Annotated in this window: 10 protein-coding genes; all 10 read right to left on the bottom strand. The window is 67.1% G+C overall.

The features are described from left to right. Position 1: 1 nt before the first annotated feature. Complete coding sequence (gene murG / locus AC3WG5_RS08550) at positions 2-1,072, bottom strand: undecaprenyldiphospho-muramoylpentapeptide beta-N-acetylglucosaminyltransferase (RefSeq protein ID WP_492568398.1); 1,071 nt, start codon at positions 1,070-1,072, stop codon at positions 2-4. Between the two features lie 183 nt (positions 1,073-1,255). After that, positions 1,256-2,413 carry a putative lipid II flippase FtsW gene (gene ftsW / locus AC3WG5_RS08545; RefSeq protein ID WP_014085620.1) on the bottom strand — a complete coding sequence of 386 codons (1,158 nt, stop codon included), beginning with the start codon at positions 2,411-2,413 and terminating at the stop codon, positions 1,256-1,258. Then, positions 2,410-3,777, bottom strand: coding sequence for a UDP-N-acetylmuramoyl-L-alanine--D-glutamate ligase (murD, locus tag AC3WG5_RS08540; RefSeq protein WP_492568397.1), 1,368 nt, complete (start codon positions 3,775-3,777; stop codon positions 2,410-2,412). The genes ftsW and murD overlap by 4 nt, the downstream gene beginning before the upstream one ends. A 9-nt stretch (positions 3,778-3,786) precedes the next feature. Further along, entirely contained in the window at positions 3,787-4,872 is a 1,086-nt protein-coding gene (mraY, locus tag AC3WG5_RS08535; RefSeq protein WP_482583506.1) for a phospho-N-acetylmuramoyl-pentapeptide-transferase, read from the bottom strand. A 12-nt stretch (positions 4,873-4,884) separates the two neighbouring features. Continuing rightward, positions 4,885-6,246 (bottom strand): UDP-N-acetylmuramoyl-tripeptide--D-alanyl-D-alanine ligase, encoded by a 1,362-nt coding sequence (locus AC3WG5_RS08530; RefSeq protein WP_492568396.1) that lies wholly within the window; start codon positions 6,244-6,246, stop codon positions 4,885-4,887. Then, positions 6,230-7,723 carry a UDP-N-acetylmuramoyl-L-alanyl-D-glutamate--2,6-diaminopimelate ligase gene (locus AC3WG5_RS08525; RefSeq protein ID WP_492568395.1) on the bottom strand — a complete coding sequence of 498 codons (1,494 nt, stop codon included), beginning with the start codon at positions 7,721-7,723 and terminating at the stop codon, positions 6,230-6,232. Before AC3WG5_RS08525 ends, AC3WG5_RS08530 begins: the two co-directional genes overlap by 17 nt. After that, entirely contained in the window at positions 7,720-9,468 is a 1,749-nt protein-coding gene (locus AC3WG5_RS08520; protein ID WP_014085615.1) for a peptidoglycan D,D-transpeptidase FtsI family protein, read from the bottom strand. Before AC3WG5_RS08520 ends, AC3WG5_RS08525 begins: the two co-directional genes overlap by 4 nt. After that, the gene (gene ftsL / locus AC3WG5_RS08515; RefSeq protein WP_085274555.1) at positions 9,468-9,740 is read right to left on the bottom strand and encodes a cell division protein FtsL; all 273 of its coding nucleotides are present in this window, start codon (positions 9,738-9,740) and stop codon (positions 9,468-9,470) included. The genes AC3WG5_RS08520 and ftsL overlap by 1 nt, the downstream gene beginning before the upstream one ends. After that, a complete protein-coding gene (rsmH, locus tag AC3WG5_RS08510) occupies positions 9,737-10,699 on the bottom strand; it encodes a 16S rRNA (cytosine(1402)-N(4))-methyltransferase RsmH (protein ID WP_014085613.1) in 963 nt (320 codons plus the stop codon). Before rsmH ends, ftsL begins: the two co-directional genes overlap by 4 nt. Next, positions 10,696-11,142 carry a division/cell wall cluster transcriptional repressor MraZ gene (mraZ, locus tag AC3WG5_RS08505; protein ID WP_482583508.1) on the bottom strand — a complete coding sequence of 149 codons (447 nt, stop codon included), beginning with the start codon at positions 11,140-11,142 and terminating at the stop codon, positions 10,696-10,698. Before mraZ ends, rsmH begins: the two co-directional genes overlap by 4 nt. Positions 11,143-11,404: the final 262 nt, after the last annotated feature.

Here is an 11,404-nt window from a genome sequence, read left to right as displayed (position 1 = left end):
GTCATTCTTGTACCAGGGCTTCGCACACGTCGGCGACGCGCTGCGCCGCATCGACGATGGCCAGTTGACGCGCCTTCCTGGCCATCGCCAGACAGTCCTCGCGCGTCAGTTGCGTCAACAGTTCCGCCAGGCCGGCGACGCTGAGTTCGCTTTGCGGCAGCAGCCGCGCCGCGCCCGCGTCGGCCAGGTAACGCGCATTGCCGGTCTGGTGGTCGTCCACCGCGTGCGGATACGGCACCAGCACGCTGCCCACCCCCACCGCGGCCAGTTCGGCCACGGTCAGCGCGCCGGCACGACAGATCACCAGGTCGGCGGCGGCGTACTCGGCCGCCATGTCGTCGATGAAGGCGCGGCAATCGGCGCTCACCCCGACCTTGGCATAGTTGTCCTTCAGCGCCTCGATCTGCTTGGCGCCGGCTTGGTGCACCACCTGCGGCCGCCGTTCGGCCGGGATCAGCGCCAGCGCCTGCGGCAGGGTGTCGTTGAACACCTTGGCGCCGAGGCTGCCGCCGACCACCAGCACGCGCAGCGGGCCGCTGCGGCCGGCAAAGCGCGACTCCGGCGCCGGCACCTTGGCGATCTCGGCACGCACCGGGTTGCCGACCAGCCCGTCCGGCCCGGGAAACGCGCCGGGGAAGGCGAACAAGGTGCGGTTGGCGATGCGCGCCAGCAGTTTGTTGGTCAGGCCGGCCACCGAGTTCTGCTCGTGGATCACCAGCGGCTTCCACAGGAAGCGGCTCATCAGCCCGCCGGGGAAGCCGGTGTAGCCGCCGAAGCCCACCGCGATGTCCGGCCGGCGGCGGAAGATCACCGCCAGCGTCTTGGCCAGCGCCGCCGTCAACGTGAACGGCAGCAGCAGCCAGCGCTTCAGGCCGTTGCCGCGCACGCCGCCGATCTTCACCGTCTCGATGGCGAAGCCGTGCTGCGGCACCAGGCGGGTTTCCATGCCGCCGCTGGCGCCGAGCCAGAACACCGTCCAGCCGCGCGCCTGCAGTTCGTGCGCCACGGCCAGGCCCGGGAAGATATGCCCCCCGGTGCCGCCGGCCATCACCATTACCGTTCGCTTCGTCATCGTCTTTCTTGTTTCCGGTCGGCCTTCGGCCAACCTGGTCGTCATTTCGTCATGCAGACAGGAATAACCTTCTAGCCCCGCCTAATCCGGCGGTTTGAGCTGCGCCCCTTACGGGGCTCCGCAGAAACAGGCGAGCACGGTACTTCGTACCTGGCCACGCCTCTGGCGTGGCTTCATGAGGGGCTAAACCTTATAGCCCCTCATGATTCGCCTGTTTTCCCAATCCACTCTCAGCAGGATCGCCAGCGCCGCCATGTTGAGCAGCATGGCCGAGCCGCCGAATGACATCAGCGGCAGGGTCAGGCCCTTGGTCGGCAACAGCCCCATGTTCACGCCGATGTTGAAAAAGGTCTGGATGCCGAGCCAGATGCCGATGCCCTGCGCCACCAGCGCCTGGTAATAACGCTCCAGCTTCTTCGACTCCACGCCGATGTGGAAGGCCCGCCGCACGATCCAGGCGTAGAGCCCGAGCACCACCAACAGGCCAGCAAAACCGAATTCCTCGGCGATCACCGCCATGATGAAGTCGGTATGCGCCTCGGGCAGGTAGAACAGCTTCTCCACGCTGCCGCCCAGCCCCACCCCGAACCATTCGCCGCGGCCGAAGGCGATCAGCGAGTGCGACAACTGGTAGCCCTTGCCGTAGGGATCGTCCCACGGGTCGAGAAAACCCAGCACGCGCTTGAGCCGGTACGGCGAGGTGATGATCAGCGTCGCCACCGCCACCACCGCCATGGCGGCCAGGCCGGTGAAGATGCGCATATTGATGCCGCCCAGGAACAACAGCCCCATGGCGATGCTCATCACCACCATCAGCGCGCCGAAGTCCGGCTCGCGCAACAGCAGGAAGGCCACCACCACCATGGCGCCGAACACTGGGGCGAAGCCTTCCTTCAGGCTGTGCAGCTTGTGCGACTTGCGCACCGTGTAGTCGGCCACGTACAGCACGGTGGCGAGCTTCATCACCTCGGACGGCTGCAGGTTGATGACGAACAGCCCGATCCAGCGCCGCGCCCCGTTCACCACGCGGCCGATGCCGGGAATCAGCACCAGCACCAGCAGCACCACGCCGATGATGAACACCTTGCCGGCGTACTTCTGCCAGAACGCGGTCGGGAACTGGAACACCGCGTAGGCGCCAGTCAGCCCGATGCCCATGAAGATCATGTGGCGGATCAGGTAGAAATAGCGGTTCTGCGTCGCCGCATCCGCCTCGGCGTAGGCGATCGACGCCGAGTACACCATCACCAGGCTGATCGACAGCAGCAGCGCGATCGCCCACCCCAACGCCTCGTCGAACGGCGTGATCGGGGCGTAACGGCGGGCGCTGTTGGCGATCATGCGGCGCTCCCCGCTTGCAGCGCGCGCACGCCGTCGATGAACACCTGGGCGCGGTGGGCGTAGTTCTTGAACATGTCGAGGCTGGCGCAGGCCGGCGACAGCAGCACCACGTCGCCGACTTCGGCCAACCTGGCGGCTTCGCGCGTGGCCTCTTCCAGCGTGGCGCAGTCGACTATCGGCAGCGACAGCCCTTCCAGCGCGGCGCGGATCTTGCCGGCGTCGCGGCCGATCAGCAGCACGGCGCGGGCGATGCGCGCGCACGCCGGCTTCAGTGGCGAGAAATCCTGGCCCTTGCCGTCGCCGCCGGCGATCAGCACCACCGGCCGGGTCATGCCATTGAGCGCGGCCTCGGTGGCGCCGACGTTGGTGCCCTTGGAGTCGTCGATGTAGCGCACGCCGTTCACCTCGGCGACGAACTCGACGCGGTGCGCCAGGCCGGTGAACGTCTTGAGTCCCTCCAGCAGCGCCGCGCGCGGCACGCCGATGGCCTCGGTGAGCGCCAGCGCGGCGAGCGCGTTGGCAGCGTTGTGCAGGCCCTGCAGGCTCATCTCGGCGCAGTCGAACACCGCCTCGCCGGCGACGGTCAGCCAGTAGCGCCCGGAGTCCTGGCGCAGCGCGTAGTCGGCCGTCTCTTTCAGCGAGAACCAGCGCTGGGCATGGCCGGGACGCACCATGGCACGCACCAGCGCGTCGTCGCGGTTGAGCACCTGTACACCACGGCCGTTGAACACCGCGGTCTTGCTGTGGGCGTAATCGAGCAGGTCGGCGTAGCGGTCGAGGTGGTCCTCGGAGATGTTGAGCACGGTGGCGGCGTCGGCGTTCAGGCTAGTGGTGGTTTCCAGCTGGAAACTCGACAGTTCCAGCACCCACGCGTCCGGGCGCTTGCCGCTGGCTTCGCGCTCGCCCAGCGCATCCAGCACCGGCAGGCCGATGTTGCCGGCCAGCACGGTGTCAAGCCCGGCCTGACGGCACAGGTGACCGACCAGGCTGGTGACGGTGCTCTTGCCGTTGGAACCGGTGATGGCGATGACCTTGCTGCCCGAGCCGGCGATGGCGCGCGCGAACAGTTCCACGTCCCCCACCACCTCGCCACCGGCACGGCGGAACGCGGCGATCGCCGGGGTGGCCACCGCCACGCCCGGGCTCACCACCAGCATCTCGGCGCCGGCAAACGTCGTCGCGTCGAAGGCCCCGGTCTTCAGCGCCACGCCGGGCAGGCTTTCGGCCAGGGTCGCGGCGTTGGGCGGGTTGTCACGGCTGTCGGCCACAGTGACCGTCGCGCCGTGCGCGGCAAGCCAGCGCGCGGCGGACAGCCCGGTGTCTCCGAGCCCGACGACGACGATGTGACGGTTGGCGAAGCGCATCTTTGGTCCTCAGCGCAGTTTCAGGGTGGTCAGGCCGGCCAGCACCAGCATCATGGTGATGATCCAGAAGCGCACCACCACCTGCGTTTCCTTCCAGCCCTTGAGCTCGTAGTGGTGATGCAGCGGCGCCATGCGAAACACGCGCTTGCCGGTGAGCTTGAACGAGGCCACCTGGATCATCACCGACAGCGCCTCCATCACGAACAGGCCGCCCATGATGAACAGCACGATTTCCTGGCGCACGATCACCGCCACGGTGCCGAGCGCCGCGCCCAGCGCCAGGGCGCCGACGTCGCCCATGAACACCTGCGCCGGGTAGGCGTTGAACCACAGGAAACCCAGGCAGGCGCCGCAGATGGCGGCGCAGAACACCACCACCTCGTGCGCGCCGGGGATGTGCGGCAGGCCGAGGTAGCGCGCGAACACGATGTTACCGGCCACGTAGGCGAAAATCGCCAAGGCGCCGGAGACCAGCACCGTCGGCAGCGCCGCCAGGCCGTCCAGGCCATCGGTGAGGTTGACCGCGTTGGAGGTGCCGACGATGACGAAATAGGTCAGGATGCAAAAACCGATCGCCCCCAGCGGATAGACCACGTTCTTGAAGAACGGCACGATGAATTCGGTCGACGCCGGCAGCTTGGCGGTGGTGATCAGGAACACCCCGGCACCGATGGCGATGGCCGACTGCCAGAACATCTTGGCGCGCGCCGAAATGCCTTTCGGATCGCGGTACACCACCTTGCGCCAGTCGTCGTAGAAGCCGATGGCGCCGGTGCCGAACAGCACCGCCAGCAACAGCCAGATGTACTTGTTGCTCCAGTCTGCCCACAGCAGCGTGGTGACGCCGATCGCCAGCAGGATCAGCGTGCCGCCCATGGTCGGAGTACCGGTCTTCACCAGATGGGTCTGCGGGCCGTCGGAACGCACCGCCTGCCCCACTTTCAATTCGGTCAGACGCCGGATCACCCACGGCCCCATCAGCAGCGAGATGCCGAGCGAGGTCAACGCCGCCATCACCGCACGCAGGGTGACGTAGTTGAGGACGGAAAACGCCCGGATGTAATCTTTCAGCCAATCGGCCAGCCAAAGCAGCACGGCTACACTCCCTTAATGTTCTTGTCGTTGTCCGGTCAGATGCTCGACCACCCGCTCCATGCGCATGAAGCGCGACCCCTTTACGAGCACGGTGGCATCTGCCGGCAGATGGCTGTCGAGATAGGAGAGCAGCGCATCCAGCGTATCAAAATGGTTTGCCGCGGTGCCGAAGGCGGCGGTGGCGTGACGGCTCAAGTCGCCCAGCGTGAGCAGGACGTCGAGCCCGCGTTCCCGGGCGTAGGCGCCGACCTCGGCGTGCAGTGCGGCGGCGTTCTCGCCCAGTTCGCCGATGTCGCCCATCACGAACCAGCGCGGCGCCAGCGCCTGCAGCAGCACGTCGATGCCGGCCTTCATCGAGTCCGGATTGGCGTTGTAGGTGTCGTCGATCAGCGTCGCGCCGTTGCCGGCGCGTTTGCGCTGCAGCCGGCCCTTGACCCCGGCGAAGCCGGCCAGACCGGCGGCGATGGCCGCCAGCGGCACCTCCAGCGCCAGTGCGGCGGCGGCGGCGGCGAGCGCGTTGCGCACGTTGTGTTCCCCCGGCGCCGGCAGCGCGACGGCCACGTCCCCCTGCGGCGAGCACAGGACGAAATGGGCAGCGGTATCGGACAGCGTCACGTCGCGAGCGTTCACATCGGCCTCGCCCAAACCGAAACTGAGCAGGCGATGGCCGGCAGCGGCGGCGCGGAAGATGGTGGCGTGGGGATCGTCGGCATTGATCACCGCCACGCCGTCTTCGGCCAACCCTTCGAAGATCTCGCTCTTGGCACGGGCGATGTCGGCCGTACCGGAAAAGCCCCCGCCCAGGTGGGCACGCAGCGCGTTGTTGACCAGCGCCACGCGCGGCCGGGCCAGCCCGGTCAGATAGCGGATTTCGCCGAAATGGTTCATGCCCATCTCGATCACCGCGTAGCGATGGCCGGCATTCAGGCCGAGCAGCGTCAGCGGCAGGCCGATGTCGTTGTTGAAGTTGCCGGCGGTGGCGAGCACCGTATCGCGCCCGGCATGGGCAGCGAGGATCGCCGTCAGCATCTCCTTGACCGTGGTCTTGCCGTTGGAACCGGTGATGCCGACCAGCGGCAGCTCGAAACGGGCGCGCCAGCCGGCGGCGAGCCGGCCCAGCGCCAGCCGGGTGTCGTCCACCTGGACCAGCGCCGCACCGGGCAGCGCGAAATCCTGGCGCACCAAGGCCCCTGCCGCGCCCTGCGCCAGCACGTCGGCGACGAAATCGTGCGCATCGAAATGCTCGCCCTTGAGCGCCACGAACAGATCGCCCGGCCCGGCGGCACGGCTGTCCGTGACCACTCGGGTCACCTCGGCATCGGCACCGGCCAGGCGGCCGCCGGCCAGTTGCACCACGTCAGACAGCATCAGCATCGTGCACCTCGCTCCAGGCCGTGAGCGCCTCTTCGGCGATGCGGAAATCGGAGAACGGCTGCTTCACGCCGCGGATGTCCTGGTATTCCTCGTGCCCCTTGCCGGCCACCAGCACGATGTCGCCGGCGCGCGCGGCAGCGATCGCCCAGCGGATGGCGGCGGCACGGTCGGCCTCGACGTGGCCGGTCTCACCCATGCCGGCGCGGATGTCGGCGATGATGGCTTGCGGCTCTTCGCTGCGCGGGTTGTCGCTGGTCACCACCGCGACGTCGGCGATGCGGGTGGCGATGGCTCCCATCATCGGGCGCTTGCCCTTGTCGCGGTCGCCACCGCAGCCGAACACGCAGTAGAGCCGGTTGCCGACGGGGCGGATCTCGGCCAACGTGGCCAGCGCCTTCTCCAGCGCGTCCGGGGTGTGGGCATAGTCGATCACCACCAGCGGCTCGTGACCGCCGCCCAGGCGCTGCATGCGCCCGCGCGCCGGCTGGATGCGCGACAGCACCGCCGCCGCGTCCTTCAGCGACACGCCGTTGACGCACAGCGTGGCGAGGCAGGCGAGCAGGTTGGCGGCGTTGAAACGGCCCAGGAGCGGACTGCGCAGCTCGACCTCGCCCCACGGCGTGGTCACCGTCATCTGCAGGCCGTCGAGGGTGGCGGACAGGTTCTGCGCGCGCACGTCGCCCTGCTCCAGCCCGTAGGTCACCGTCAGGGTGCGCTGGCGATCGATACCGGCGGCCAGCTCGCGGCCGAAGGCGTCATCGGCGTTGATGATGGCGTGGCGCAGCCCCTCCCAATGGAACAGCCGCGCCTTGGAGGCGCCGTACTCTTCCATCGAGCCGTGATAGTCGAGGTGGTCGCGCGTCAGGTTGGTGAACACCGCGGTGGCGAAGCTGACGCCGTTGACGCGGAACTGGTCGAGACCGTGCGAGGACACTTCCATGGTCACCACGTCGGCGCCTTGGCGCTTGTACTCGGCCAGCTTCTGCTGCACCGTCACCGGGTCCGGCGTGGTATGGGTGGTCTCGGTCAGGGCGCCGTAAAAGCCGTTGCCGACGGTGCCGATCAGCGCCGCCTTGTGCGCCAGCAGCGAGAACGCCTGCGCCAGCCAGTGCGAGATCGAGGTCTTGCCGTTGGTGCCGGTGATGCCGATCACCGTCATGGCGCGGCTCGGCTCGCCGTAGGCGTGGCTGGCGACGATGCCGGCGCGCGCGCGCAGCTGCGGCACCGCCAGGTTGGGTACGTTCCAGGCCGGGTTCCAGTTAAAGCCGTCGGCCGGGTCCCACAGCACGCAGGCGGCACCGTTGGCGAGCGCCATCGGAATGAACTGGCGGCCGTCGGCGTACTCGCCGCGGCACGCCAGGAACACGTCGCCCGGCAGCACGCGGCGGCTGTCCGTCTCGACGCGCTTGAGCGGCAGCCCCAGGGTATCGAGCTCGGCCGGATCCCAGTCCGGCAGCGGGGTCAACAGACTCTTCATGTATCTTCTCGTATCTCCGGTACCTGATTGACCGGAAGCAATGAATTGTTGGAGGGAGCGTCGGGCTCGACCCCCATGATGCGCAACGCCCCGGCCATGGTGTTGGAGAAGGCCGGACCGGCCACCGAGCCGCCGTAGTAACTGCCGGCGCCGGGTTCGTCGATCATCACCGCCACGATCAGGCGCGGATTGGTCGCCGGCGCGAAGCCGATGAACAGGCCGCGGTGCTTGTCGGCCTGGTAGCCGCCGTTGACCAGCTTGCGCGCGGTACCGCTCTTGCCGCCGACGTTGTAGCCCAGCACCTGGGCCCGCGTCCCGGTGCCCCCGGCCTGGGTCACCGTCATCAGCATTTCGCGCATCTTGCGCGCCGCGTCCGGGGAAATGATCGGCTTGGCCGGCAACGGCGAGCTCAGCCGGGTCAGCGACACCGGCAGCAAGGAGCCGTTGTTGGTGAAGATGGTGTAGGCACGCGCCAGCTGCAGCAGGCTCACCGACACACCGTAGCCGAACGACATGGTGGCCTGCTCGATCGGGCGCCAGCTCTGCCAGTGGCGCAGGCGGCCGGCGATTTCACCCGGGAAACCGGCGTGCACGCTGCGGCCGAAACCGACCTCGTCGTAGAACGTCCACATCTGCTCCGGCGAGAACAGCAGCGCCACCTTGGAGGCACCGACGTTGGACGACTTCTGGATCACCTCGGTCAGCGTCATCGACGGCTTCGGGTGCGAGTCGCGTACCCGCGCCGGGCCGATCGAGTACGGGTTGGTGTCGAACACCATGTTCGGATTGACCTTGCCGGCGTTGAGCGCCATCGCGATCGGGAACGGCTTCATGGTCGAACCCGGTTCGAACATGTCGATCACGGCGCGGTTGCGGCGGCGTTCCGGGTCCAGCTCCTTGCGGCTGTTGGGGTTGAACGACGGTACGTTGGCCAGCGCCAGCAGCTCGCCGCTCTTGCCATCCAATACCACGATGCTGCCAGCCTTGGCCTTATTGACCTCCACGGCCGCCGCCAGTTCGCGGTAGGCCAGATACTGAATGCGCTGGTCGATCGCGAGATTCAGCGTCTGGCCGTCTTTCGGGTATTCGATGGCCGCCACGTCTTCGATGATGTGGCCGCGCCGGTCCTTCAGCACCACGCGCCGGCCATTCTTGCCGGCCAGCATCTTCTCGCGCGCCAGTTCCAGGCCTTCCTGGCCGCGGCCATCGACGCCGGTGAAGCCGATCAGCTGCGCCATGCTTTCGCCGGCCGGGTAGAAACGGCGGAATTCCTGCTGTTTGGCGATGCCGGGAATGCCCAGCGCCATCACCTTGTCGGCCAGCTCCGGACTGATCTGGCGCTTGAGGTAGACGAATTCGCGCTTGCGATCGGACAGCTTGGCATCCAGTTCGGCCGGGCCGAGCTCCAGCAGCCGCGCCAGCTCGCGCAGCTTGGCCGGCGGCACCGGCTCCATGCTGGCGGGACTGGCCCAGATGGTCTGCACCGGCGAGCTGATCGCCAGCGGCTCGCCGTTGCGATCGGTGATCACGCCACGGTTGGCCTCCAGCACCAGGGCGCGGCGGAACCGGGCCTCGCCCTGGTTCTGCAGGAAATCCTGCTGCGCCACCTGCAGGTAGAGGGCGCGCCCGATCAGGGCCAGGAACAGCAGCGCCAGAGCCAGCAGCACCAAACGCACACGCCCTGGCGTCATACGCAGGGCGGGGCTGGCTTTGGGGGAACGCGTATTCATTGAGTAGACGCGCATCAGGTCCCTCCCGAGGGGGCGACTACCTGGACCTGGCGTTGCTCGGGCGTCTTCATGCCGAGCCGCAAGGCGGCGGTCTTTTCAATCAGCGCATGCGCGCCCCAGGTGCTCTGCTCCAACAGCAGCTGGCCGTACTCGACCTGCAGCTGCTGGGCCGACTTCTGCTCGCGTTCCAGATTGCTGTAGAGCTGGCGCGACACGTGCTGCGAGGTCACCACGGACCACGCGCACAGCACCAAGATGGCCAGCAAAATGGCATTGAGCTTGTTCACACCGCCTCCTCGCGCCAGGCACCGGCGGTGCGCTCGGCGATGCGCATGATGGCACTGCGCGAACGCGGGTTGCCCTTCACCTCGTCGTCACTGGCGCGCACCGGCTTGCCGACGGTGCGTAGCGGCGGCTCGGGCAGGTCGGCGCTGCGCACCATGACCCAGGAGGGCAGCTTGGCGTCGCTGCTGGCATCGCGCATGAAGTTCTTGACGATGCGGTCTTCCAGCGAATGGAAGCTGATCACGGCCAGGCGGCCGCCTTCGGCCAACCTTTGCGCCGCTTGCGGCAGCACGGCTTTCAGCTCTTCCAGTTCACGGTTGATGTAGATGCGGATGGCCTGGAACGTGCGCGTCGCGGGGTCTTGACCCGGTTCGCGAGTACGGACGTTCTGCCCAACGAGCTGGGCGAGCTGACGCGTGGTTTCGAGGGGAGCGAGCTCCCGTTGCGCAACAATGGCTGCTGCGATCTTGCGAGCAAACCGCTCTTCACCATAAGTCTTGATGACCTCCCTGATGTCTTCTTCGGCGGCCGTGGCCAGCCATTCCGCCGCGGTCAGGCCGCGGCTGGTATCCATGCGCATGTCGAGCGGCGCGTCGAAACGGAAGCTGAAGCCGCGCCGGGCGTCGTCGATCTGCGGCGACGACACGCCCAGATCCATCAGCACGCCGTCGACACGGGCGATGCCGAGCCGGTCGAGCTCGCGCGCGAGTGTTTCGAAACCTTCGTGCACCAGCGTGAAACGCGGGTCTTCCGCGGCCAGACGCTCACCGGCGGCAATCGCCTCGGGATCCTTGTCGAAGGCGACCAGCCTGCCGGCCGGGCCCAGTTGCGACAGGATGAGGCGGCTGTGCCCACCGCGGCCGAAGGTGCAGTCGACGTACACGCCGTCCGGACGAACGGCGAGCGCGGCTACAGCTTCGCTAAGCAGCACCGTAAGGTGCGAAAAAACGGGGGCACTCACAACGTGAAATCTCCGAGATGCTGAGACAGTTCGGCGGGGTCGATGTCCAGGGCGTCGCTGGTCTGGGCATCCCAGTCGGCGGCATCCCACAGTTCGAAACGGTTGCCCATGCCCACCAGCGCGACGTCCTTGTCGAGGTTGACCAGACCACGCAGGCGCGGCGACAGCAGAATGCGGCCGGCACTGTCCATGTCGAGCAGTTCGGCATGGCCCAGCACCAGCTTCTGGTAGCGTTTGAGCATGGGATTGCCGGAGGGCAGCGCCAGGAGCCGGGCCTCGACCGGGCGCCAATTGGGCTCGGGGTAGAGCAGCAGGTGATCGCGCGCCTCCAGCGTCACCACCAGCTTGGAGCCGAACGTGGACAGCAGCGTCTCGCGGTGCCGGGCCGGAATGGCCAGACGCCCCTTGCTATCGAGAGACACGACGTTGACGCCACCAATCATGATTCGGACATTAAGCCTCTGGTTTGGAGATCACACCCCACTTTTACCCACTTCACCCCACTTTTCGCCACTATAAGAAAGAAGCGTCATAGGGTCAACCTGAGCCGGAACACAACCTCCTTTTAAGACAAGGGCTTAGAAAGACCATGCCGAGATTAATCCTATTAAATCAGCAGCTTAAAAAAAGCGTTGAAAGTAGGCTGTGAAAAGGGGGAATACAACAGCGCAGAACGGCCAAAAAAATACAGGCGACATGCCGTGG

The sequence above is a fragment of the Pseudogulbenkiania sp. FW507-F1 genome (assembly GCF_058781125.1).
The sequence above is the reverse complement of the archived record's forward strand: the minus strand, read 5'-3'. Positions and strand labels throughout refer to the sequence as shown.